We start from the raw sequence: 24,864 nt of genomic DNA, 5'->3' as shown, positions 1-24,864 counted from the left end.
AGGTAGAAGCAGAAATTAAAACTAGATACAGCTATGAAGCATTCAAAGTTCGTTGCAGCATTGGCGTTTACCCTACTGCTGCTGGTTAGCACGGGCATTCGTGCGCAGGAAAAGGAGCAGGATAGGGGTTACATTGTAGAGGTTGGGCAGATGGCGCCCGACTTTACCGTTACCACTACCGATGGAAAGACGTTTAAGCTATCCGATTATCGCGGAAAGGTGGTAATGATTCAGTTTACCGCCAGCTGGTGCGGCGTATGCCGTAAGGAGATGCCGCATATCGAAAGCGAAATATGGCTGCCGTTAAAGAGTAAGGACTTTGTGCTAATTGGTTTAGACCGCGACGAGCCCAAGGATGTGGTTGCAGCCTTTGCCAAGAAGATGAGCATCACCTATCCGCTAGCACCCGATCCGGATTCTAAGGTTTTCTGCTTGTATGCCCTAAAGAATGCAGGAGTTACCCGTAACGTAATCGTCGATAGGGATGGAAAGATTGTTTTCCTTACCCGCCTTTACGACGAAAAGGAATTCGGCGCCATGAAGGAGGTCATTTTTAAGCTTGTTCAAAAGTAAATATCTGAATTACGGATTAGACGTATTAAAGGATTACTCGGATTGTTTGTGTTTTTGTGTTTCTTTTCGTGAAATCTGCGTAATCCACTTTATCTGTGATTCAGATAGTAAGAGTTCGCAGCTAATATAAATCGAACCAAAACCAAATACTATGAAAAAAGCATTGGTGCTTACCATCCTTTTGGCATTTGCTGCAACCATTGGTGTTGTAAGAGCACAGGAGGTAAAGCTCCCTACATTTGTTACCGATAGCCTCGATAGCTACGTAAAACGAGCTATGAGCAGCTGGAATGTGCCCGGTCTTTCGGTTGCCGTTGTTAAGGATGGGAAGGTAGTTCTTATGAAGGGTTACGGCGTTACCCGCATTGGAGGAACCGAACCGGTTGATGCAAATACGCTCTTTATGATTGGCTCCAATACCAAAGCTTTTACGGCAACTGCACTTGCCATTCTTCAAGAGGCGGGCAAAATGAGCCTAAACGATAGGGTAAAGAAGTGGATGCCGGAGTTTAAGCTTCGCGACACGCTTGCCAGCAACGATGCAATGATTTGCGATTTGCTTTCGCATAGGTTGGGCTTCGAAACGTTTCAGGGTGATTTTACCTATTGGGCTTCGAATCTGTCGAGAGCTGAGGTTATTGAGAAGATGGCGTTAGTTCGTGCTCCGTACCATTTAAGAACCCAATGGGGTTACTGCAATGCAGCATTTCTTGCTGCAGGAGAGCTGATTCCTCGGATAGCAGGAAGAACGTGGGACGACGTTGTTAGGGATAGCATTTTAGCACCCTTGAAGATGACCAGAACGTTTACCGGGTTAGCCGGGGCTAAAAGTATGGACAACCTTGCATTGCCTCATAGCATGGCGGGGGATAGATTGGCTGTTATTGATTTTGCAGATCTGAATAATCTTGCTCCAGCTGGAAGTATGGTGTCTAGTGCAAAGGATATGACCAATTGGCTAAGCGCTCAGCTCGATAATGGGATGCTGAATGGCGTTCAGGTTGTGTCTTCTAATGCAATTCAGGCGATACGAGCACCTCACTCCATAATAGCGATGGACCCAAGAGATAGGCAAACTACCCACTTTTACCTTTATGGCTTGGGTATAATGGTTAACGACTTTAATGGGAAGACGTACTTTTCGCATACAGGTGGTGTCGATGGGTTTCTGTCGTCCGTTATCTTTATGCCGGAGGAAAAACTCGGTATTGTGGTTTTGACCAATACCGATCAGAATAGGCTTTATTTGGATCTAGCCAACGAGCTAAGGGATGCCTTCTTGGGTTTGCCGTATAAGGGATATGCCTACAAGTCGCTGGAACGGTCGAACGCCAGTAAAAGGCTTTTCGATGCTAAAATGGACTCGTTGCGAAATGTGGTAAAGCAGGGTAATGTGCCAGCTCTCCCTCTTAAATCGTTTGTAGGGAGATACGCCAACGAGGTTTACGGCGATATATTCGTAAATATGGACAAGGGTAAGCTGAATATTACCTTTTCGCATCATCCCAACCTAGTTGCAAATTTGGAGTACATGAAGAATAACACCTTTCTTTGTACCTACAATCGTCCCGCATTTGGCGTAGTTGAGATGCCATTTAAGGTTGCTAATGGCGAGGTAGAAGGGTTAACGCTGCGGGTAAACGATTTTGTTGAGGCTACACCCTACGAGTTTAAAAAGAATTAGATGAGAGGGATGTAAGAGTAACTGGTTTTTGCTTTGATAGAACAGGATGCTTTAACCTCGCCGTTTCCTGTTCGTTTAATAGTTTAATTATATTGTTATGGTAAAAAGGATTTTGCTTATTCTTTTATTAAATATAATTGCAGCACCTTATCTTGAAGGGCAGGCAAACAAACGAACTAAGGCATTTCTTGAAGATATATTCAAGGAAAAGAGTAAAAGCCAGCATATTTACTACGGGGAAAATATATCTTCGAATGTTATTAATAGCATGAAGATTTCCTTAAAAAAGGATACGTTGACGAGTTGGTATGCTAATCCGTCTAAATCTGAGAAGAAGAGGTGTGAACTAGTGCTTACGCCCAAAGAGAAACGCTACTTGTTAAAAGAAATCAACAAACAGGTAAAGTTATGCTGGCCAAATCATCTGATTGCAAATTCAAGTATTGTCGCAGATGATACGTTAAGTGCTTATGAGTCTAAATTGTCAGACTTTATATTTTTAAAGGAAAGATTTGATGGGGAGTTGATCTCTTTTTCGCATCCAATATTTATCCGTAGAGGTACAGTTTGCTTTTTCTATAATGACTCTTATTGTGGTCCTACATGTGGAGGAGGTGATTTTTCTATTTATATAAAGGAAAGAGGACGGTGGGTACTAATAATTACCTTGTTCGAGTGGATAAGTTAAATTGGCTGTTTATCGAATGGGCTTTTGCCCACTATACATCCCGGGGAAGCAGCGATGCTTCTTCGGGATTCTTTTAATGATGAATGGCTGCCTAAATTGCTTAGGCAGCCATTCTTTGTAGACATCCATAGGAATAATGCCCTCATACTTATGGATGAAATAGAATAGCGCATGTAAAAGACATGGATGAACTTGTCATACGCTACCTATGCGTTGAATTAATTTTTTCCTAGAGTACGCAGCAATAATGGTTACCTTACTTTTTGGTGTAGCTACCAATAAGAGAACCACCTCCACCACAGAAGTAGCTTAGGTCGTACACATTATCGGGCGTATCGGTGTAAACGCTAGCTTTTTTATCTCTAAAGGTTATCGTCATTTTCGATTTCATATCCTTGTTCAGCTCGCTAAGGTTTACCGTAATGCGATTTCCTTTTAGCGCTCCTCGACCATTAAACAGGCATCCTTTTGCTGCTTTTCCTGACGAGATGCTTACGGAATAGATATCTTCCTTAACTTGCTTTACCACCAGCTTATCGAAGTAACCTTTCCCTTCTTGTCCGTTTACGTACTCTCCATTAGCATCTTGTGGCGATAGCGTTTCAACCTTCGATAGCTTATAGTACTCTTTAAGATCTCCTTCAACCTCTTGGTTGTTTTCTCCGAGCATGGCTAGCTGTCCGTTATCCTTAACCAGATATTTTTGGTTGCTTTCTGTTGTTGGAAAAGCTAGTGAAACGATATTTCCCTTAACGGAGTACTTCCCCTTTTCTATTTCGGGGAAAATATCGTTGTCCTGGTATAGGGTTTCCTTTACTACGGTACTGTCCGAGTTGAAGAAAAGGGTAGTTTCGATTCCTGGGCACGATGCGCAAGGTAAAACGCCAAAGTAGCTGTTCCCTGCAATTTGGGGTACGTGCACGTTTCCTTTAGGTTCTTCGGTCTTGGATGCATTGTTGTTGCAGGCTGCCAGCAGTAGAAATGTTGCAGCGATTGTTAATCTTACATACCTTATCATTGCTCTATAGTTTGATTATGCATACAAATATAAAAGAATATGAAGATAAGCCAAGTTTATAGATACTTTATGGGGTGTTCTGCATCTATTGTCGGTTTATAGAATGTGCTTGTAAAACAAAAGCGTAGGTGGTTAGTCTACGCTTTTTGCTTATCTGTTATACTCGAAAAGTAAGTTCTGCTCTATTGGCGCTTAGGCTAAATTGCTAAGGGATAGTAAGCCTCCGCAGTCGTAAATTTCGTTTCTTTTTACCAGTCTTTTTACGCGATACTTCAGAAAAGCATCGGCGATGCTTTGTCCACAGCGTCCCATTACATTCCAAACAACTTGTGAAGCAGGAGTAAGATCCTCGGTACAGTCCGAAAGAATGAAGCTGTCGTAGTAGCTCTCATCTACTTCAGTTATCTTCTCTTGGCTGAGTATGCGAACCAGCTTGTCGGATTGCGATGATTTTTCCCACTCCTTCTTGTATGCTTGCTTTTTGTTGCTGTCTATAGGCGAAATGCTTGAAAGGAGCGTAGTGAGCGAGCTGATGTTGCATTCGGCAAGCCTAATGGGAGTGTACCCGTGCTGCTCTACCGCTTCGGAAATGGCCGCTTCGTACAGGTTTTCGTTAGGAAGTAGCGCACATACAAGGTAAAGCAGCAGCTTTTCCTGAATGTTGTTGCCATGCCAAACTACCACCTTATCGTATTTGCCAAAGTTGAACGATCTTAGTGCTTCAATTCCAATGTCCGATTGGTCGAGCATTAAGGGCGAGTCGCCATTTCGTTCAAGATGTATATTCTTGAGATAGTTTACCCTGCTAAGGTTCCCCTGTGGAGAGTCCAAATTTTTGATTGGTCCAATAGAAAGGTCATCCTTAAAGCAAAAGATGCCGTTTGTTGAGTTTTGCTTTTCTTTTCTAAAAAAAGCCCTCAGCCTGCTGGATGCAGGATCCCCAAATACCACATGAATTATTCTCATCCCTCTTAAAGCTTAAGTCGTTACATAAAGCTGGTACCCATATGCCAACTCTACCTGATTCAAATAAGTAAAAAGAAATCGATTTGTTTATGGTCTGCAGCATTTCACACACTATGCTGTAAACTTCAGCCTTTTAACGGGTGCAATTAAGTGAAAATAACTTGAAATACAACACGTAATGGGGTAAAAGTGTAGCAGAGGAGGTGGAAAAGTGTGTTGTAATAGCTTTAATTAAGTTTGATAAGGTTTAGTTAAGAAAATCTCTCGTGGTTTTTCCTGCCTGTTCCCATTTTTTTGAGGGTTAACTCCTCCAACATCAAACCAAAAAGAATCCGAAGAGGCATAAATGCAGCTTCGGATTCCTACTAGCAATATACAATATGAAAGGATGGTTTCTTTTAGGTTCACTACTTCCTATACTCCCAGTAAAGCATCAGCAAGTGCGCTGCCGACCAGCTGAAGTGTGGCGCTTTAAGCCTTTTACCTGTATGGGTGTCGTAGTTTTCGTGAATAGGTGCGTCTTGAGCTAACCCATTAAGGCGCGTAAATACCTGATCGGTGTAGCAGTCGGCTTCTTTGGTGTATCCGTAGCTTCTCATTCCCGAGATGGCGAAGTAAACCTGATCGAGCCAAATAGGACCTCTCCAGTAGCCGTTTGGCGTGAACTGCGGATGATCGGCACAAAGGGTAGGGAAGGGGATGTAGGTGGAGAACTTGTTCGGCTTTTCGTACACCTTCATTACTGCAGCAGCATGCTCCTTAGAAGCCATCTTTACCCACATCGGAATGTATCCTTCCGAACCTTCGACGCTAACAAAGCCATCGCTTAGCTTTCGGTCGTAGTAGTATCCCTTCGTGGAATCGAAGAAGTAGCCATCCATCTTCTTGCCGTCAAAAGTGTCGGAATATGAGGTGCCAATAAGCTTTGCCATATCCTTTAAAAGCTGATTCTCGAGGTAAAGAAATGCGTTGAGGTCAACCGATTCCTGATCGAAGCTCCATGCCGTTTCGCTGTTCTTTACCATTTTGGAGCTGTCGAAGCGAACGGCGTTATCCATGCCGCTTTCCCACTTGGCGGCCTCGTCGGTTCCGTCAACAGAGCCAAACTCGCAGATGCCGTTGCGGTCGTGATCGCGATGGGTAAACCACCAGCGGTTATACTTTACCAGCTTTGGGAACATCTCCTTTACAAAGGCTAAGTCTTTTGTCTGCTTGTAGATTTCCATTACGGCCCATGCTGCCAACGGAGGCTTGCTGTCGCGGTAGTTATTCTCTTTCTTGTCGCTGTAAATGCAGTCGATAACCATTCCATCCTCCATTTGGTAGTCGAACATGGTCCTAACCTGATTCTTTGCCAGCTGGGGTTCAATCCTCGAAAGAGCAACGGCATGCTTCCACGAATCCCAAGCCCACATTCCAACAAAGTAGCCCACGGCATGCGATGGAACAACTCCATCGTGAAACAAATCTCCTTTTGGACTACGCCAGTTGGCCATTAAGGTGACAACGCTTTTCACGGCAACGCGGTTGTAGCTCTCGGACATATCGTTGCGAAGCGTTTTGCTAAGGTATCCGTTCCATCTAGCCTTGCTTTGGGCTATGCTTGCCGATGGATTCTTAAGTATTGCCTTGATTTTATTACTCGCGGTGACTCTTTGCTCAACGTTATTGTAGAAGCTGATAACGGCATAGGTGTTGTTCGAAGGTTTACTGCTGGTTGCAGCGTAGCTGTTGCCCTTAACGGTTAGTTTAAGGTTGCTAGCAAAGCTGATACCTGCAATTTCTCCTGTAGGTAGTGTAATGGTAAGGCTATTCCCGTTCTGCTTAAGCGTTGAATTAGGCAGCCAAAAGGTAGAGCTGATGTTCCATTTCACGTTATTGCTGCTCAGCTGCAGTACGGCGTGGTTCTTATCGACGAAGAAGAGCTGCTGCTCAATCCTTACTTCTTTGCTTTTACTGCTGATGTAGACAAATCCTGGGAAGTAGGAGGTGCTGTCTGGAAGAAACTGGCTTGCAAGGTGTTTTATTCCATCCTTCTCAACGCCAACTTCGGCAATCGACTTGGCAACCCAGCGTCGGCTATCAATGGTAAACGGTCCGCAGAAACCGTTCACCCATTTATCCTTCGAAGGGATGGTAAAGCCCATCCACGCTCCTGCATCGGTAAACCATCCTTTACCTCCCGTTAAGGTGTCGGGAGTGTAGGCGATGTTAAGGATGCTAGGATAACCTAGGCCTATGTTTTTACTCTTTTCTACGGCATTAGCTCCTATTATGGAGGCTGCCAGTATTATTGTTGTAAGTAAAAGCTTGTTCATTGGTTGATGTTTGGTATCTAATATTACGACTCTAGTACCACGATATGTTTGTCGAATGTGTATTTATCGCATATCGCATGTCGTGATACTTGAGTCTTACATCTTGTGTCTATTTCGTTATCGGACTAATCTCGAAGCTGTAGCTTTTTGCATTGGGAGTGATGGTATACTCCTGATGAGCTTTAGCTCCCCAAGTCGTGTCGCCTCCTACGCCTTGCAGCTCAAGGTCGATGTTTACCCACACCATATCCTTCTTCTCGACGCTTCCTCCATGCTTGCGCATGATGTCGAACGGAACGTATTCGATATCCTCCATTGGGAAATTCCAGCAGCTAACGTTTAGCGGTTGGCTACCCTTTACAATGATGCCTTCGCCCTGTAGGTTTTGCAATGACATCCATCGAACATCGGTTTTGTTGGCAGTTTCCTGTGCGCGGTTGTAAGGATGGAATTGTTCCCATACTGTAGCCTTATATAGGTCGATTGCTGCACCCGCATTTCTGTCGATATAGTTCTCGTGCGGGCCTCTTCCAAACCATTCCATTTGGTCGTACTCCCCTTTTACGATCATACGCATGCCAATACGCGGCATTTCGGGAAGCACCTTTTCGCCGGGTGTGAAGTTATACGATACCTTTATGGTTCCATTAACAAGAATGCTGTACTTGATTACGATTTCAGATTCTACCTTAGGAGCATCGTAGCTCATGGTAAGGCTTACTTCTTGCTGTGTGCTCTTTTGGTCGATACCCTTTAGGATAAGGGTGCTGCCGGCATCCTTCCAAATGGCGCAGCGAACGGGCATTGCGTTGGAAACATCGTTGTCGGTAAATGCACGCCAGAAGTTAGGACGTAAACCTTCTATTAGATACTCCTTGCCGTTGTACTTAAGGCTCTTGATCTCGCCATTTGCTTTAGAGAATATGGCGGTAAACGATTTTCCTTCTACGGTAATGTCGGATGTCGACTCGTTGAGGCTTATTGTACCATCAACGTTTGCAGCTGGAGCAGCAATTTCAGATGTCGGTAGCTTAAGCTGTTCCCATGCTACGATGTGTCCCTTAGGTAGCAGTTCGCTCTCCTCCTTGGTTGTTGCCTCGATGGTGATAAAGTACTCGGTATTGGGTGTAGGCTTTATTTCCGGTAGGTCGAGAGCAACTATTTCTGATTGGTGAGCCTTAATTTCGGGCATGGCGATGTTGCCAGCTGCTATTTGCTTACCGTTACCCTTAATGATCCATCTAAAGTTGAATCGGCTAAGATCGATAAAGTCGAAACCATTGGTGATTTTAATCTTATTGGCCGCAAAAGGAATAGCCTCGAAATGGATGCTTTGGTAAACCTTCTTAACCTCCCATATGTGTGGATGTAAAGAGCGATCGGCTGCAACAAGGCCGTTGGCACAGAAGTTAGAGTCGTTTTTAACGCCTACGTAGCCCATGTCTCCGCCATACGCCCAAATGTGGCGACCTTTCTCGTCCTTTCGGGCAAAGGTTTGGTCTACCCAATCCCAAATAAAGCCACCCTGTAGCTGGTCGTACTTGTAGATTAGCTCCCAGTAATCTTTTAGGTTGCCATTGCTGTTGCCCATGGCGTGAGCGTACTCGCACAGAATCAGCGGACGGGTTTGTCGCTCGTTGGTATGCCAGCGTAATGCAGGAATGCGGGCGTACATTGGGCAGTAGATGTCGGAGAGACCCTTCATTCCTGCTCCTTCGTATTGAACGGGTCGGCTGCTGTCGCGCTTCTTTGTCCAATGGTAGATTTCCTCGAAGTTTGGTCCGTAGCCCGACTCGTTGCCGAGCGACCAGGTGATGATAGAGGTAAAGTTTTTATCTCGCTCCACCATTCGCTCCATTCGCTCGTGGAAAGGAACCTTCCAGTGGGGGTGGCGAGTAAGCGAGTCCATATCTAGCGCTTCCATGCCGTGCGATTCGAGGTTGGCCTCATCTACAAGGTATAAACCGTACCTGTCGCACAGCTCGTACCACTCCGAGTAGTTGGGATAGTGGCTGCATCTAACCGCGTTGATGTTAAACTGCTTCATTAGCTTAATGTCCTGAACCATGCTCTCCACGCTGATGCTACGCCCTTTTATAGGATCGTGCTCGTGGCGGTTAACGCCTTTTATCTTTATTGGAACGCCATTAACCAGCAGCTGCCCGTTCTTGATGTCAACATTCCTAAAGCCGAACCTATGGACAAACGCTTCGGTGGTTACTCCCGATGGTGAAATGGTGCTTACAGCTAAAGTGTACAGGTTTGGGGTTTCTGCTGTCCAAGGTAGAACATTTTTAAAGGTTTTACTTAGGTTGATGGTTTCACCAGCGTTGCTGAATACCTTTTTGTCGCTGAATATCTTCTGATTCCTTGTGTCGAATACCTCAACTTGTGCAGATACTCCCTTTTCGAACTTATCGCCGTTAAGGGTAAGTGCAAGTTCGAAGGTGCCATCTTTATAGCCCTTGCATAGATTTGCTTTAATCTCGAAGTCTTGAATCCTTACTTTTGGTCGGGCAACAAGCCAAACGTTGCGCTCGATACCGCTGTAGCGCCAGTAGTCCTGGCACTCGAGGTACGAGCCATCGGAGTAGCGGTATACCTCTACGGCAAGGGTGTTCTTCCCTTTCTTTAGGTATTTGGTGATGTTGAACTCTGCAGGAAGGCGGCTATCCTCGCTGTATCCTACACGAATGCCATTCACCCAGCAGTAGAAGGCCGATTCTACGCCATCAAAATGAAGGATGACATCGCTGCCGTTCCAGCTTTGAGGAACGGTAAACTCGCGAAGGTACGAGCCTACGGGGTTGTAGTCGGTAGGAACGAACGGAGGCCTTGCCGGGAATGGGTACTGTACATCGGTGTAGATGGGCGAGTCAAATCCTTGTAGTTCCCAGCTGCCGGGAACCTGTATAGTTTTCCAGTTTTTTGTATCGAAGTTTTTCTTGTAGAAATCGGCAGGTCGGCTGCTCGGATTCTTCGAAAAGCAGAACTTCCAGGCTCCGTTTAGCGATACTCTTCTGTCGTTTTCGTTCTTCAGGGCCGCATCCTTACTTGCGTGTGGTACAAAGGAGGCATGTATTTTCTCCCTGTTGATTTGGTTTACCAAAGGATTCTGCCATTCGGGTTGCTCTACCTGGGCAACCGATAGAAGAGGGAAAAGTATTGATAGTAATGCAATAGCGTTAAGCGTTCTCATTCAAAAAGACTTTATAGTGTTGCAAAAAAGGTAACAAGGAAGGGAACGGAAAAGTCAACAGCAATTCCATGGAAAACCGCGATGGGAACGTACTCCTTACCAGTGTACTTTGTAATGATTGGTAGTGTCGTATCCATAGAGGTCGCTCCTCCTGCTGATATTGGAGCAAGCTTTCCCCATTTGGCTGCTATAATGGGCGTTAAAATCAATGTTAGTATTTCGCGCATAATGTTCGAGGTTAGGGCAATGGTTCCCATTTCTACACCCTTGTACTGTGATATAAATATACTCGAAAGCGAGTAGTAGCCAAAACCCGAACCGACGGCAAGGCATTCGCTGGTGGAGAGGTTGCCCATTAGAGGTGCGATGGCGATGCAGCCCATAAAAGTGCCGAAAATAGTTGCTAAAGGAACAAGTACGACTTTCCAGTTTTGGTTGAAGATGGTTTTTAGAGCATTCTTGTCGCTCCCAATGCTAATACCCACAAGGAACATCAGGAAGTAGAGGATGTACATCGAGTAGTCGTTTTCCAATAGTTCAGAGGGAACAAGCCTGAATACCCCAAGGATGGTTCCAATAAAGAAGAACGAAACAATTATTAAGCTGCCTTTCATTGTAGTGCTTTAAGTGTAATTCCCTCGTCTATTTAAATAGATAGCGGAATAGGAGCCACGATAAGAGTATGCTACCAACTAGTGCTCCTAGTGTAATGATAAGGGCTTGAACCCCAAGTGTGTGTAGGTTGTTAACTATCATCTCGTTTGCACCAACCGAAATGCCAAGTATTAGAAGCAGAGCATAAATCACAAGGTTGATGAACTTTGGTAAAAGTTTTGGGGGATTATTTCTTAGCAGTAATCCAACGGATACTCCAAAAAACATTATTCCGATAACGATGAGCATGGTGTTCTTGAGTAATAAAACTTTTATTATTCCTGCTTTAGCTTGTTAACCCTGCCAGAACTTATTGTTCTGACAGGGTTTTTGAATCAAGGTCTAATATAAGGCTACTTGGAAAGGGCGCTGTTTGAGTTTAATTCGGTTTGAGGAATTGGGTAGAAAGAGTTCTTTTCTGGATTGAAGCCTGTTCTTCCAATTGCATCCAGTGCTTGCTTGGTTTCGCCCCAACGACGAAGGTCGTAGAATCGGAAGTTTTCCAATGGGAACTCGATAATTCTTTCGTGCTTTATTTGGGCTCGAACCTCTGCTTGGCTAGTTCCCTTCATAGCAGGCATGTCGGCACGCTCTCTTACTTGGTTGATAAGGGGAATTGCCAGTTCAGGATGACCCTGCTCGTTTAATGCCTCGGCCTTCATTAGTAGTACATTGGCGTAGCGCATTAGTGGCACGTTTAGGCCAGTTCGAGATTTCTTCATGTCGCTATAGTTGCGAGGTAGGTACTTGCGGAATGCTGGTTTATTGTAGGAAGGCCCTTGAATCCAGTCTCCATTCGCATCTTGCGACCACTCACAGAACCAGTTGTCGTAATCGTCGCCGTATACTTTGCCGGTACCATCGTTGAAGTATGGATCTTGGAAAAATACGGTAGCGTATAGGCGAGAGTCGTAGTTCCCGGTAGTGGCAATCTTTCCTTCTTTCATAAACTCTTTCATGAGCATCTCGCTGGGCTGAATCTCGTCCCATCCACCAATTTCGCTAACTCCCATCCATTTGTGAATAGCGGTTCTGTACGATGCTCCATTGTCGGTATTCTCAGAGAATTGTAGCTCGAAAATCGACTCGGTAGAGTTCTTGTTTGATCCGTCAAACATGCTGATGAAATCTTTTACAAGGGTGTACCCCTTTACCTTGTCGAATGCATCTATGGCTTTTTGTAGAAACTCTGCTTTCTTCGCGGGCTCTTCGTAGGCTCGGGTTAGGTAGGCGAAGCCAAGGTAGCTGTATGCGGCACCCTGTGTTGCGCGGCCAACTGTTGCAGCATCGCGAATAGCTTTAAGCTTGGTTGCCTCCATGAAGTCGGCAACAATAAAATCCCATGCCTTATCGCGAGACGATAGACCTTTGTTCAGCTCCGATTCGCTTTTTATGTAGCTATCTCTGATTATAATCTCCTTCCAGTTTAGAAGGAGCTTCATGTGGTAGTAGGCTCTTAGAAATTTTGCCTCTGCCAATATTTGCTCTTTTTCTGCTTCTGGAAAGGTTTCGGTAGGAATGGTCGGAACCTTTTCTATGATTTGGTTAGTGCGGTTGATGCCTCTATAGTTGTCTGCCCAGTACGACGAGAACTGGCTATTCCCGTTTGTATAGGAGAAGTTGAAAAGTTCAACCCAAGTTTGGTAGTTTAGGGCATCGCTACCCATGATGCATATATCCTCGCGGTATGCTTCTACAGGCCATCTTACTTCGCTAAATCCCCAAATGTCGTTTGCTGATTCCAGCATTGCATAGGCCGATCCCATTGCCTTTTCGGCATCTGCTTTGTTGCGCCAGAAATTCTCCGGAGTAAGCGTGTCGGGACTTTTGACGGTAAGCATATCATCGCATGAAGCAAAAAGCCCTCCTGTAACGACTAGCAAAATGTATAGTATCTTTTTCATTTCGATTCGATTAAGGTTAGAATGTGAATTGTAAACCAACTACATACGATTTTGTAAAGGGGAAGAGAAGGTTGTCGATACCCGTATTAAGTACGTTTGATCGGCCAAACTCGGGGTCAATTCCGCTATACTTGGTCCAAGTGTAAAGGTTTTCTCCGCTAGCGTAGATTCTAATATTGGTAATCCCTGCCCTTTTAATTAGGTCTTTAGGAAGAGAGTATCCTATCTGGATTTGACGCAGGCGGATGAAATCGCCTTTTTCTAGGAAACGATCCGATTCGCGGGAGTTTCCGTTAGGGTCTTGTAGAATGGCTCTTGGAACATCGGTGTTCGTGTTGGTAGGAGTCCATGCATTGGTTGTTGATGTTAGCATGTTAGAGCCAGAGTTCATGGCTTCGTAGAAGTAGCGGTTACCGTTGTAGAGTTTGTGTCCCCAGCCGCTTCCTAGTAGGAACGATAGGTCGAAGCCTGAGTAAGACGCGCTAAAGTTGATGTTTGCCTCTACTTTAGGCATTCCCGAACCGCAAAAATCCTTATCGGCTTCGGTAATCGCTCCATCGCCATTAACATCTTTAAAGCGAATATCTCCAGGTTGTGCTGTTGGCTGTAGCTTTTCGCCATTCTTGTTTACATAGCTGTTAACTTCGGCAAGCGATTGGAAGATGCCATCGGTCTTGTACAGGTAGTACGAAGCGATAGGCTTACCAACGCGGGTTTGAGTAGGGAAGTGCTCGGTTCCGTATTTTAGGCCTTCTCCAAAAATCACTTGATCTTTATCCGATAGCTTCACAACCTCATTCTTTAGGTACGAGATGTTGAAACCTACGTTGTAGTTAAGCTTACCAGACTGGCCATTGTAGTTGATTTCAAATTCGATCCCAGAGTTCTCAATTTCACCAACATTCATGGTTTGTGAGTCGTATCCGCTCGATGGAGCAGGTACGCGGGGAATGAGCATGTCTGAGGTATTCTTTTGGAAGTAGTTTAATGATCCTGTCAGCTTATTCTTAAACATACCGTAGTCGATACCAACATTTATCGAGTTGGTAGTCTCCCACATTAAATCGTCGTTGGAAAGCAAGGTGGCAATACTGCCAGGCCAAGGGTTGTAGCCGCTACCTTGGACGTATCCGTACCAAAGGTTGTTTCCTGTAACGATGGATGGAAGGAAGTCGTAGTAGCCGAGGGCGTTTTCGTTTCCTAGTCTACCAAAGCTACCACGGATTTTTAGGTTGTTCAGCGCAATATCTTTTGGGAAAAATTCTTCCTCAGAAAGTTTCCAACCTAGTGCAATAGAAGGGAAGGTGCCCCAACGCTTATTCTTTCCGAATTTAGAGGAAGCATCTCTGCGTAGAGTTGCTTGTAATAGGTACTTATTGTCATAAGTGTAGTTAAGACGGCCGAAGAATGATAAGCGATTATACTCATAGTTCGAGCCGCTTCCCGAGTAGGTGCCGCCTTTTCCTGCATCAATTGTAGTAAAGCCTTCATCGAGGAAGCCTCCTGGAACAACGGTTTGAACGAGTTTTCCGTTTGCATCAACCGAGTAAACAATCTTTTTACCTTCTACTCCAACCCCGTTCCAGTTCGATTCGGTTAGCGTTGTAGAGGTTCCTAGCATAGCATTTACGCTATGTTTCCCGAATTGTCGGTTGAAGGTGATGATGTTATCCCAAAGTTGTTCCTGCCAAAGAGAGCGATCCTCAGAGTTATAGGGGTAGTCGTTAGGAGCCTTTACATCGGCAACGAATCTTGGTGCATGGTAGAACCCTTGGTAGTTTTCTGCTTTGTACGAATAGCTGGTTTTAAATTGCAAACCCTTAGCAATGTTGATTGCCAGCGCAATGTTGCCGTTAAAGTGCTGCTTTTTAGAGTAGGACTGTTCGTAGCGGTCATCAGCCATAACGTTACGGTTGTTTGGAAGCCCTAACTTGTCGGTGAGACCAAAGCCAAACTCTCTGCTGTTGTCGTAAATGGGAATAAGAGGGGTAATCATGTAAGCCTCTTTGATAGAGAACTTAGGTTGCTCGTTTCGTGAGGCCTTAAAGAACATATTTGCGTCAACTTCAAAAATAGACTTCTTGAGGTTGATTTTCATACGGGCATTCTTGTGGTTTACATCGTTACCAATAAGAATCCCTTTCTCGTTATTATAGTTCGATGAAAGAGCAAACTTTAGGTTCTCTTGTCCCCCTGTTATGCCGATGGTGTAGTTTTGGGCTAAGCCACTACGGAAAATGGCATCCTGCCAATCGGTGTCTACATCGGGAGCGTTGGTAATGTACTGAGGAAGAGTGATCGCATCATCTGGAAATTGGGTGTTGTAGTTGTCGTACATTTGCTTGTGTACGCTTACGTATTCTTTAGCATTAAGCAGGTTTAGGCGTTTAGCCGTTTTCGTAATGCTTAGGTAAGAGTTGAAGTCGACAACTATCTGTCCTTCTTTAGCCTTCTTGGTGGTTACAATAACTACCCCATTTGCCGCAATCGAGCCGTATATGGCAGAGGCTGCACCGTCTTTTAGGATCTCGATGCTCTCGATATCGGAGGGGTTAACCGAGTTGATCGAGCCCGGAAATCCGTCGATAATGTAGAGTGGATCGTTCCCTCCAATGGTGTTTACACCACGAATCTTCATTTGTACTCCAGCACCAGCATTTCCTCCGGATTTTTGGATGTTCACACCTGCAATTTTGCCTTGTAAGGCTTCTGCTGCGTTAGTTGTAGCACGTTTGGTGATGTCTTCTTTCTTAACCGACGAAACTGCACCGGTAAGATCGCTCTTCTTCATCGTGCCATAGCCAACAACAACAACCTCGTCAATTCGTTGGTTGTCTTCTTCAAGGATTACGGTAATAGTCGACGATGAGACTACTGTTACTTCTTTGGCCTTGTATCCTACATAAGAGACAACTAGCACATCGCCTTTGGATGCCTTAAGGGTAAAGTTGCCGTCGATGTCGGTGGCGGTTCCTGTTTGCTTCCCCTTAACCTTAATGGTTGCTCCAGGAATTGTTGTGGATTTTGTATCAGTTACTTTCCCGGTAACTTTTAGGTCTTGCGCCAGCGAAGGTGTCGCAAGTAGGTTAAAGATCGCTAGCGTTAACATTAACATTAGCGACTTTGCTGCAAGATTAGGTTTAAATGGTTTATACATAACTTGATTTTGTGAGTTTTGTTAAAAACTGAATCGGTGGGCAAGTTATGTTCTCCTAAAAATCTTAAACCAAAAGGGGCAGCTACATCATATCTACAAGCCAGGTTTTTTATCGTAAAAAATATCTACAATTAAATTTTTAAGCTTCAAGTATTCAGATTTGTAATGCTTGTTGTTAATCTACAATTACAGCTTCTTGATGTACTCGGTTAAGTCGGCTTCTCCATCGAGTTGAAGCTTCTTGCGAAGTCGGTATCGAGCCATGTTTATGGTTTTTGGACTCGATCCTGTGATGATGGAGATGTCTTTTGAAGAGAGATCGATTCGTAGAAGCGAGGCAAGGTGTTTTTCGTTTTTGGTCAAGTCGGGATGCCTTTGCTCGAGTCGGGCAATGAATTCGGTATTTACCTTTTCAATCTCCTCCATCAGCATGTTTTGCTCGTTGCTGTTGGCCTGATATTGGTTTATGGTAGAGGTAACCTTCTTTAGATGCTTTTTCACCTCTTCGGGTGAGAGGTTGTAGCAGCTCTTAATCTCGTCCTTGAGATTGTCTAGGAAGTCGTTTTTGCTTTTAATGTAGCAGGCGAAGTTGGTGAGGTCATTCTTACTATGTAGCAGCTCTACCTCTACGCCCTGTTTCTCGTGCTCGGTTTGGATTAGGCGCAGCTTTGCAAGTTCTCTTTCCTTTTCGGCGAGCTGCTTGAGGGTCGCTAGGTTTTCTATTCTCTTCGTTTGCTGGTACTTTACAACAATAAAACCGGCAATTATAAGTATGGATAGGGTTCCTAAAAGAAGTATTATTCGTCCTTTCTTGAGCGATTGTATCTCGTATTCTTTATGGTTGAGTAGAATTTCTTCCTCTTTTTGAGCAAGAAGTCGGTTATTCTTGTCGCTCTCAATTTTGCTAACACGCTTATCGGATAGCATTTCTGTCTCGAGGTCGTAAAGTTTTTTTAAGAAGATATAGGCGTTCCTATTATCCCCCATTTTTTCGTATATCCACGACTTGTAACGGTGGTTGTCGGCTATGAGCTCCTTCGCTTTTAGCTGCGTTGCTATTGCTTCTGCTTTTTGCAGGCAATCTAATGCCTTGGGGTATTGTTTGGCGTAGAAAAACTGAACGGCCATGTTATTATAGTTTTCGGCAATCGACCAGTTGGCTTTTAAAGATGTATTAATACCGATCGCCTCTTCGAGCAGCTTAACCTTTTCAAGAGGAGTGCTATTTTCGTAAAGGCATAGGTTGTTTAGGCAGGAGGCTATTGATTTGGGCTTGTTTAAGCGGCGGTTGATGTTGAGTGCCTTGTAGAAGTATTGTTCAGCTTCTTCGTTTTTGTTGATGCTTACTTTTATTAATCCCATTACATTGTAGCAAAGGGCTAAGCTTGCTGAGTCTTTTTCGTTTTGGGCTATCGATATGGCTTTTTCGAGAAAGGTGGTTGCTTTGGCATCCATCTTAAGCGATCGGTATGCATCGCCAAGAAAGATGGCTAGCTGCATTTGGTAGCCGCTTTCTCGGGCAGGGCACATCTCGTATGCAGGGTAAAGGGTTTCAAAGGCCGACTCGTATTCGCCGATGTTTAGAAATGCCCTGCCCTTTATTAGTGCAGCTCTTAATTTATGGTCAATTTCTCCCAATTTGATGATTTCTGGGAGTGTAGCATTTACTATCTCGATTGATTTTGCTGGATTGTTGTATATATACTGGTTGGCAAGGTTAAGGTTGTTGTTTATACTGCTACGCGAGAGTGTAGCTTGGGCTAAAGGGCAATATGTAAAAGCAATGAGAATGATGCAAATAATCTTCTTCATAGGTTAGGTTTGCTTTTGGGAAGTATAGGTGTGCTTCTTTTTACGAAAATAAGTAAAAAAGCATTTGAAGTGCATCAAACCTTTTGGGCAATAAAAAAGGGCGGGAGAATGCTCCTGCCCTTTGGCTCTTAATAGCGTTGTATATGCTACTTCAAGTTTCCTTGTTCTGCCTGCTGGATCATGTTCTTGTTGGCAGTGATGTAGATCTCAACGCGACGGTTCTTGGCGCGGCCATCGGCTGTTGCGTTGTCGGCAACGGGCTCATCCCAAGCCTTACCCATGGTGGTCATGCGGCTCATGGCTACACCTTGGTTGTTGAGGTAGGTTGCAACGGCGCTAGCTCGGCTCATAGAAAGCTTTTCGTTAACCTCGCGGCTACCGGTATTGTCGGTGTGACCATAAATGGTAACGTCAGTTTCTGGTGTATTCTTAAGCGAGTTGGCAAAGTTGGTAAGAGCAGTCTTAGAATCTGCACTTAATGTACTTTTACCTGTGGCAAATAGGATACCACTATCGAAGGTAACCTTTATGGCGTCTAGGTTATTCGCATCCTTTACAGACTCAACTTGTGCCCCTTGAATTTTTTCAAGTTCTGCTTTTTGCTTGTCCATCTTGCGGCCGATAAGTACACCAGCACCTGCACCTACAGCACCGCCAACTGCAGCACCAATAGCAGCGCCCTTGCCTTTACCTGCTAAGGCTCCAATACCTGCACCTATAAGCGCTCCGCTTGCTCCTCCAATTACACCGCCTTTTGTTGTGTTGCTGGTTCCAGCGCAGCTACTTAGTAAAATTGCACCGCTTAAGAACATTGCGGCAAGTACGTTGAAGTTTCTCATGTTTTGTAATTTTAATTTGAGTTTCATTGTTTTCTGCGTTAACGTATCGTTAGTAGAGTCTACTTGCTTAATATGTCTTTATGTACCTTGAAAGCAAAGTTAGGTCTATTGTTGCATCGGTGTTGTTAGTTACGGTTAATAGATACTAATTGGTTTGTAATGGGTGTGCTACTTACCTTGTTATCTTTTGAATTATCGAACATAAAACGTGCCAAAAAGTTCACTCAGGCAATATTGGAAGAGGACTACTGTTAATGTTGATGCGGAAGCTTTGATGTGAGGCTAGTGGATGCCCGGCTTCTTTTATGGGGCTTTGTATCATATAAAACAAAGAAGCAGGACCATGATAGTCCTGCTTCTTAGGTGTATGCTAAAGCTGCTTGATTACATTAGCTGGGTAAGTAGGTTGCGCATCGAAACCTTTTCCTCCATGATGCCGCGAAGCGATGAGATTGGCACGCGCTCCTGCTCCATGGTGTCGCGGTAGCGGATGGTAACCATGTTGTCCTCTAGGGTTTGGTGGTCGATGGTTACGCAGAAAGGAGTACCAATGGCATCCTGACGGCGGTAGCGCTTACCGATAGAGTCCTTCTCGTCGTACTGGCACATGAAGTCGAACTTAAGCTCGTTCATGATTTCGCGAGCCTTTTCTGGAAGTCCGTCCTTCTTAATCAACGGCATAACGGCCATCTTGATAGGAGCCAATGCTGGTGGAATGCGCATTACCACGCGCTCGTCTACCGAACCATCCTCCTTGGTGATCTTCTCCTCTTCGTATGCGGTCGAAAGAACGGCAAGTACCATACGGTCTACCCCAATCGAGGTTTCTACCACGTATGGAACGTAGCTCTCGTTGGTTTCTGGGTCGAAGTAGCGGAGCTTCTTGCCCGAGAACTTCTCGTGGCTGCTTAGGTCGAAGTCGGTACGCGAGTGGATACCCTCGAGCTCCTTGAATCCGAATGGGAATTCGAACTCGATATCGGCTGCGGCGTTGGCGTAGTGGGCCAGCTTATCGTGATCGTGGAAGCGGTACTTCCTGTCGCCAAGGCCAAGCGCCTTGTGCCACTTTAGGCGGAACTGCTTCCAGTGCTCGTACCACTGCATCTCGCTTCCAGGGCGGATGAAGAACTGCATCTCCATCTGCTCGAACTCGCGCATGCGGAAGATGAACTGACGGGCAACGATCTCGTTACGGAAAGCCTTGCCAATCTGGGCGATACCAAAAGGAAGCTTCATACGGCCAGTCTTCTGCACGTTGAGGTAGTTGACGAAGATACCCTGAGCCGTCTCCGGGCGAAGGTAGATAACGTTGGCGTCCTCGCTCACCGAACCCATTTGGGTCGAGAACATGAGGTTGAACTGGCGAACGTCGGTCCAGTTGCGGCTGCCCGAGATGGGGCAAACGATATCGAGGTCGATGATCAGCTGACGGAAAGCCTCTAGGTCGTTGGCGTTCATCACGTCGGCCAGCTTATGGCGGATTTCTTCTATCTTTTGGGTGTTCTCGAGTACGCGAGGATTGGTGGTGCGGAACTGTGCCTCGTCGAACGATTCGCCGAAGCGCTTGCGAGCTTTCTCCACCTCCTTCTCAATCTTCTCCTCTATTTTGGCGATATGATCTTCAACCAGCACATCGGCGCGGTAGCGCTTCTTGGAGTCCTTGTTGTCGATTAGCGGGTCGTTGAATGCGCCCACGTGGCCCGATGCCTCCCAAATGCGGGGGTGCATGAAGATGGCCGAATCGATCCCCACAATATTCTCGTTGAGGCGAACCATGGCATCCCACCAGTAGCGCTTAATGTTGTTCTTGAGCTCGGCGCCCATCTGACCGTAATCGTAAACGGCTCCCAACCCATCGTAAATCTCGCTCGATGGGAAGATAAACCCGTACTCCTTAGAGTGTGCAATTAGCTTTTTGAAGATATCCTCGTTCATGCTGCTCGAAAATTTATGCTTAAACCGCAAATGTAGCAAATTGTGGGGAAAGATCGGCTATCGTTTTAGACATTAGACGCTAGATATTAGATGTTAGGTGAATGAAAAATGAAAGGTGAAAAATACTTCCTCGCTGTTTACCCTTTACTGGATCACAAGTTCACTTGGTAGCCCGTCACTGTTCACCTGTTTCTGTCTTTAGCCCCGGCTCCGCTTGGCTACCGGGCTGTGGATGCCCATTGTCTCTGCCATGTAATCTTACGACTTACGGCTTTCAGCTTGATATTTAACACGTTTTTTGATATTGTTTATTATTTGTTCCTGTTGATACAGAATGGAATCGTAATTTAATTTTCAATCTTTGTAGGGTTATGTGCAAGTTTGTTGTACTAACTTTTGAATCGTATTTAGAATTGTATAGGAATCCAAGGCTGGAGGTTCCAATTTTTAATCGAAGATGTGTATGGTGGGGAATTGTTACGCCCACATTAAAGGGGGAAATCCGTATGCTTACGTGGTTGTGCTGGTACTCTTGCTTACGCCTATGTTGGGGTGGGGGCAGGCGTGTCCGAGTTTCTCAACGAACTATAATGTTGCTAACGCTTCTGTTTCTGGAACTCAGGGTGTTCCTAATGATGGAACATCATACATTAGAAGCGGGAGTCTTACTGTTAATTCTGGTGGGTATCTCGTTGTCTCAGGAAAGTTGGAGATTACGGGTAGCTTGGTTCTAAATGATCCTTCGCAAATAGTTGTCTGCGAAACGGGTAAGCTTGTTGTACGTGGGGGTGTTACCTTGAATAAAAATACAACTATAAGCGTTTATGGTAAGGCTGATCCGAGCAATCCTACCGATTATATTGGCGGTTTACTTATTGTCCTTGGAGCTGTAAATGCGGCAAATAATGGGAATATTGACCTTAACAATGGAGGAAATGTAATTCTTGCAGGGGGGGCTTCAAGCGCCAATATTATTAATAGTCAGAATGGCGATACTTATGTGAACCCTATTCCAGGTGGTAACACCAGCGACATTAAGAACTTCGATCAGCTGGTTAAAGACCCTATTTTCGAGGAGTTTCAGGAGTACGCTTGTGCTGCTTCGGGAACTATTTCGCTTAGCGTATCTCCGGGCTATACCATCGCCTCTGGTACAAGCGTGACCATTACAGCTACTACAACAGGAACCTTTAGCTCGTACTCTTTCTATATTGGAGGGGCTACTACTCCTGCGTATTCTGGAACGAGCAAGGTTTTTACTACGGCTTTGCTGCAAAATGGAGATGTGGTGACCGTATATGGGCGTAATGGTAGCTGCTTTAAATCCGCTTCAACCGGTGTTTTTTCGGTTACCACTACTCCCGCTAAGCCCACCACCCCAACGGGTGCTACCCCCATATGTCAGGGAACGCTTACCTCAACCGTTCAAACCACGGCTACTAGCGGCGCTAGTACCTATGCCTGGAGCATCGTACAGCAAAGCGGCACGATATCCCCAGGAACAATTTCCGGTACGGGAACTTCGGCTACCATTACCTGGAATCCTCTCTTTTCGGGAGTGGCGTTGGTCGGTGTAACGGGTGTAAATGCGAGCAGTACTTCTGGACCTCCTTCCGATGCGCTGAGCATCACCGTAAACCCGCAGCCAGCACCCGTGCTGGGTAGTACCGCAATATGTGCCGGAAGCAGCATCGCTCTTGGAACTTCGGGTAGCTATAGCAGCTACTCGTGGACGGTTACCACTACAGGCTTTAGCTTAATCAACGCCACTACTCCAGCACCTACGCTTACCGCTCCCGACAACGATACGCTTTTCCCCATAGGCACTACCGATATTGTGGCCTACCCTAATGTGAGCGTTACCGTAACCGATAGCAATGGCTGCTCGGCAACCGTAACCAACAACAGCACCGATAGGCAGGTGGCCGTATTTCGGATACCTCGAACCGGGGCTCCCTACCATATTAGCAATGTTGTAGCCAAGTAGCCCTTTCATTTTTTCGGCGAAAGCAAAAAATGGAACTCTGGATGTGGCATTTTGAGGCGCTAACAGTCTTTCCCGGAAGCAACATTGGCGTATTCTTCGGCACGAACAGCTAAATCCGATGCTCGGAATTAACATTTCATGGCACGAACATCGCTTTCCGGAAATGACATCGGGGTATTCTTCGGCACGAACAGCTAATTCCGGAATCCGATTTTAGCTGTTCATGGCACGAATAGCTAATTCCGAATCTCGGATTTAGCTGTTCGTGCCATGAACATTAGCTTCCGGAATCCAAGTTTGTACATGTTTTGGCGCAGCTGCTGCAAACCCTACATTAAATTGCACACCTCTTGGTGTCGATTGCTGCATGCTTAAGCTGCTGATATCCCATTTTGTGGCGAATGATGCCTAAGGTATTTCCATTTTTGCGAGCTCTCCAGTAGCACTATTAGCCTTCGTTATGGGCTGCCATGTATGTTGGCGTGCAATTATATTTAGAATGAGTATAAATTAATGATAGACGTTAAAAAATCTATTTATTTCGCTTGACATGTTAATTAGCACTGTTGTAGATTTGAGTAGTAATAACCAATATTCTTATAGCATATGGAGCTACTTAAACTAGACCAACACCGATTAACCAATGGCGAATCGATTACCTATTCTGTTGATATACGCAACGTAATAGAGAGCTACCCAACCTTGAAAGCTTTGCTGACAAAGGTGTACACCCCATTCTCGAGTGCGATAGATTTAGCCGTTCAATCGTCCAGTAAGGTTGATACTACCCTGTACAGCAGCTTGCGCGCCGAGCGGCATAGCATTCGTAAAAAGGATTTCCTTCACTTCAGAGGCGTTGCAGAGTCGGCGCTAAAGAGCAGCGATACCGTGGAGCGGCAGCAGGCAGTGCTGGTAGTAAACACCATTAAGCTGCACGGGTGGCGGATGCAGACGTTACCCCCTGATAAGCTTAGCGCAACCCTTCAGGGGCTGTTTAATGCCCTAGAGTCCGAAAACCTAAAGGAAGCCGTTGGCGGCATTGGTGCGGGTAAGGCGTTAACCAACCTAAAGGCGGCCAATGTCAAGTTTCTGGAGGCCGACAAGCAGCGCATTGAGGTTTGGGCTGAGGAGCAGAACGATATATGCACCTCTAAGGCGCTAAAGGTTGTTGTCGATGCCGCTTCCAACCTTTTTACTGCCATAGATGGGCTGCTGCTAACCTCCGACGAGCCGCTGCTGCTAGACATGGTAGAGAAGATGAACGTGATTACCGAGGTTAAGCAGCAAACGCTAAAAGCCAAGGCCACCCGTGCCGAAAACGCCAAGAAGGAGGCCGAGGAGAACGGTAAGGATAAGCCAACCCCAAAGGCGGCCAAGCGGAAGCCGCTGGCTCAGGAGGTGCCCTCGCAGCCCATTGCTGAGCCCGATGCCGATCAGCTGGTTGGGCAGCAGCTGCCCGATGCCAATCAGCTGGACATAGAGCCGCTACCTCAGGAGAAGAAGGCGTTAGAGGATAACAACACTACCGAATAGGCGTACTTTTTACCAAATAGGAATGAACGTGGAGGTAAGCTTCTACCTTAGCGAAGATGGATAGATCTGTTTAGTTTAGTGTTATTGGGTGTTAAGGGGTACCTGCGTAAGCGGGTACTTTTTTTTGTTGCATGGTTTTGCTGGTTTACGGGTTATACGTTCAGGTTAAAAGGGAGCGACTGCAGGGTAAGCCTTTACTTTGGCGGTAACAGGTGAACGACCGTAAGCAGATAACCGGGCAGCCGTAGTGGTGGCTGCGCTGGTGTATGGTTTTGCTGGTTTATCGTTTAATGGCGGTCTTAGACCGCTACTTAGGTACGACGGAATTACAAATTCCGCCGAGCCCTGTGCGTTTGAATTAGACTACGGCTAGCGAAGCGAAGTTTGTAACTTCGACTCTGCTAAGTAGCGGTCTACTGCCCGCAATTAGTAGGTTATCCACGGTAAGTCTATTTGTACCACATCCAAAACGCCATCCAATCCAGCGTAGCTGCGAGCGCTCGAATATAGGTAATCTTCGGGTTTAGTAACTAAGCCTGCACGTACGGGATTATCGTGCAAGTAATCCAACTTTTCGCGGATAAAATCTGGAGAATA

Annotated in this window: 16 protein-coding genes; 5 read left to right on the top strand and 11 right to left on the bottom strand. The window is 45.5% G+C overall.

All coding sequences use genetic code 11. From position 1 onward, the window contains the following. Positions 1–33 precede the first annotated feature (33 nt). The 3 genes from CLV25_RS15335 to CLV25_RS15325 all read left to right on the top strand — a co-directional run bounded on the left by CLV25_RS15335 (position 34) and on the right by CLV25_RS15325 (position 2,945). The gene (locus tag CLV25_RS15335; RefSeq protein WP_131840550.1) at positions 34–573 is read left to right on the top strand and encodes a peroxiredoxin family protein; all 540 of its coding nucleotides are present in this window, start codon (positions 34–36) and stop codon (positions 571–573) included. A gap of 151 nt (positions 574–724) precedes the next feature. Next, complete coding sequence (locus tag CLV25_RS15330) at positions 725–2,257, top strand: serine hydrolase (protein WP_131840549.1); 1,533 nt, start codon at positions 725–727, stop codon at positions 2,255–2,257. A 97-nt stretch (positions 2,258–2,354) separates the two neighbouring features. Further along, positions 2,355–2,945, top strand: coding sequence for a hypothetical protein (locus CLV25_RS15325; RefSeq protein ID WP_131840548.1), 591 nt, complete (start codon positions 2,355–2,357; stop codon positions 2,943–2,945). Positions 2,946–3,201: 256 nt separating this feature from the next. Here CLV25_RS15325 and CLV25_RS15320 read toward each other — a convergent pair whose 3' ends face one another. From CLV25_RS15320 to CLV25_RS15270, 11 genes are all read right to left on the bottom strand, one after another. Then, positions 3,202–3,963: a copper resistance protein NlpE gene (locus CLV25_RS15320; protein ID WP_131840547.1), complete on the bottom strand. Its 762-nt coding sequence runs from the start codon at positions 3,961–3,963 to the stop codon at positions 3,202–3,204. A gap of 192 nt (positions 3,964–4,155) precedes the next feature. After that, positions 4,156–4,929, bottom strand: a complete 774-nt coding sequence (locus tag CLV25_RS15315) for a DUF3658 domain-containing protein (protein WP_131840546.1) — start codon at positions 4,927–4,929, stop codon at positions 4,156–4,158. A 407-nt stretch (positions 4,930–5,336) separates the two neighbouring features. Next, positions 5,337–7,247, bottom strand: a complete 1,911-nt coding sequence (locus CLV25_RS15310) for an MGH1-like glycoside hydrolase domain-containing protein (RefSeq protein WP_131840545.1) — start codon at positions 7,245–7,247, stop codon at positions 5,337–5,339. A gap of 109 nt (positions 7,248–7,356) precedes the next feature. Further along, positions 7,357–10,446 carry a glycoside hydrolase family 2 TIM barrel-domain containing protein gene (locus CLV25_RS15305; RefSeq protein ID WP_131840544.1) on the bottom strand — a complete coding sequence of 1,030 codons (3,090 nt, stop codon included), beginning with the start codon at positions 10,444–10,446 and terminating at the stop codon, positions 7,357–7,359. 11 nt (positions 10,447–10,457) lie between these two features. Further along, on the bottom strand, positions 10,458–11,060 hold the full coding sequence (locus tag CLV25_RS15300; RefSeq protein WP_131840543.1) for a lysine exporter LysO family protein: 603 nt from the start codon (positions 11,058–11,060) through the stop codon (positions 10,458–10,460). 28 nt (positions 11,061–11,088) lie between these two features. Beyond that, a complete protein-coding gene (locus tag CLV25_RS15295; RefSeq protein ID WP_243649649.1) occupies positions 11,089–11,328 on the bottom strand; it encodes a LysO family transporter in 240 nt (79 codons plus the stop codon). A gap of 125 nt (positions 11,329–11,453) precedes the next feature. Further along, the gene (locus CLV25_RS15290; protein WP_131840541.1) at positions 11,454–13,004 is read right to left on the bottom strand and encodes a RagB/SusD family nutrient uptake outer membrane protein; all 1,551 of its coding nucleotides are present in this window, start codon (positions 13,002–13,004) and stop codon (positions 11,454–11,456) included. A gap of 16 nt (positions 13,005–13,020) precedes the next feature. After that, on the bottom strand, positions 13,021–16,161 hold the full coding sequence (locus tag CLV25_RS15285; protein ID WP_131840540.1) for a SusC/RagA family TonB-linked outer membrane protein: 3,141 nt from the start codon (positions 16,159–16,161) through the stop codon (positions 13,021–13,023). Between the two features lie 186 nt (positions 16,162–16,347). Continuing rightward, complete coding sequence (locus tag CLV25_RS15280) at positions 16,348–17,973, bottom strand: tetratricopeptide repeat protein (RefSeq protein WP_131840539.1); 1,626 nt, start codon at positions 17,971–17,973, stop codon at positions 16,348–16,350. 146 nt (positions 17,974–18,119) lie between these two features. Further along, positions 18,120–18,812 (bottom strand): OmpA family protein, encoded by a 693-nt coding sequence (locus tag CLV25_RS15275; protein ID WP_131840538.1) that lies wholly within the window; start codon positions 18,810–18,812, stop codon positions 18,120–18,122. A 384-nt stretch (positions 18,813–19,196) separates the two neighbouring features. Beyond that, positions 19,197–20,747: a glycine--tRNA ligase gene (locus CLV25_RS15270; RefSeq protein WP_131840537.1), complete on the bottom strand. Its 1,551-nt coding sequence runs from the start codon at positions 20,745–20,747 to the stop codon at positions 19,197–19,199. Between the two features lie 463 nt (positions 20,748–21,210). Between CLV25_RS15270 and CLV25_RS15265 the strand changes: the two genes are divergently transcribed. Beyond that, positions 21,211–22,734: a hypothetical protein gene (locus tag CLV25_RS15265; protein ID WP_131840536.1), complete on the top strand. Its 1,524-nt coding sequence runs from the start codon at positions 21,211–21,213 to the stop codon at positions 22,732–22,734. Positions 22,735–23,340: 606 nt separating this feature from the next. Then, positions 23,341–24,267 (top strand): DUF6261 family protein, encoded by a 927-nt coding sequence (locus tag CLV25_RS15260; RefSeq protein ID WP_131840535.1) that lies wholly within the window; start codon positions 23,341–23,343, stop codon positions 24,265–24,267. The last annotated feature ends 597 nt before the right edge of the window (positions 24,268–24,864 follow it).

It is taken from the genome of Acetobacteroides hydrogenigenes (assembly GCF_004340205.1).
GTDB lineage: Bacteria > Bacteroidota > Bacteroidia > Bacteroidales > ZOR0009 > Acetobacteroides > Acetobacteroides hydrogenigenes.
The sequence above is the reverse complement of the archived record's forward strand: the minus strand, read 5'-3'. Positions and strand labels throughout refer to the sequence as shown.

Excerpts from the sequence above, each read along its gene's own strand:
- CLV25_RS15300 (WP_131840543.1), bottom strand. The coding sequence starts at position 11,060 with ATGAAAGGCAGCTTAATAATTGTTTCGTTCTTCTTTATTGGAACCATC.
- CLV25_RS15305 (WP_131840544.1), bottom strand. The coding sequence starts at position 10,446 with ATGAGAACGCTTAACGCTATTGCATTACTATCAATACTTTTCCCTCTT.
- CLV25_RS15325 (WP_131840548.1), top strand. The coding sequence starts at position 2,355 with ATGGTAAAAAGGATTTTGCTTATTCTTTTATTAAATATAATTGCAGCA.
- CLV25_RS15330 (WP_131840549.1), top strand. The coding sequence starts at position 725 with ATGAAAAAAGCATTGGTGCTTACCATCCTTTTGGCATTTGCTGCAACC.
- CLV25_RS15275 (WP_131840538.1), bottom strand. The coding sequence starts at position 18,812 with ATGAGAAACTTCAACGTACTTGCCGCAATGTTCTTAAGCGGTGCAATT.
- CLV25_RS15320 (WP_131840547.1), bottom strand. The coding sequence starts at position 3,963 with ATGATAAGGTATGTAAGATTAACAATCGCTGCAACATTTCTACTGCTG.
- CLV25_RS15270 (WP_131840537.1), bottom strand. The coding sequence starts at position 20,747 with ATGAACGAGGATATCTTCAAAAAGCTAATTGCACACTCTAAGGAGTAC.
- CLV25_RS15290 (WP_131840541.1), bottom strand. The coding sequence starts at position 13,004 with ATGAAAAAGATACTATACATTTTGCTAGTCGTTACAGGAGGGCTTTTT.
- CLV25_RS15310 (WP_131840545.1), bottom strand. The coding sequence starts at position 7,247 with ATGAACAAGCTTTTACTTACAACAATAATACTGGCAGCCTCCATAATA.
- CLV25_RS15265 (WP_131840536.1), top strand. The coding sequence starts at position 21,211 with ATGGTGGGGAATTGTTACGCCCACATTAAAGGGGGAAATCCGTATGCT.
- CLV25_RS15260 (WP_131840535.1), top strand. The coding sequence starts at position 23,341 with ATGGAGCTACTTAAACTAGACCAACACCGATTAACCAATGGCGAATCG.
- CLV25_RS15285 (WP_131840540.1), bottom strand. The coding sequence starts at position 16,161 with ATGTATAAACCATTTAAACCTAATCTTGCAGCAAAGTCGCTAATGTTA.
- CLV25_RS15295 (WP_243649649.1), bottom strand. The coding sequence starts at position 11,328 with ATGTTTTTTGGAGTATCCGTTGGATTACTGCTAAGAAATAATCCCCCA.
- CLV25_RS15280 (WP_131840539.1), bottom strand. The coding sequence starts at position 17,973 with ATGAAGAAGATTATTTGCATCATTCTCATTGCTTTTACATATTGCCCT.
- CLV25_RS15315 (WP_131840546.1), bottom strand. The coding sequence starts at position 4,929 with ATGAGAATAATTCATGTGGTATTTGGGGATCCTGCATCCAGCAGGCTG.
- CLV25_RS15335 (WP_131840550.1), top strand. The coding sequence starts at position 34 with ATGAAGCATTCAAAGTTCGTTGCAGCATTGGCGTTTACCCTACTGCTG.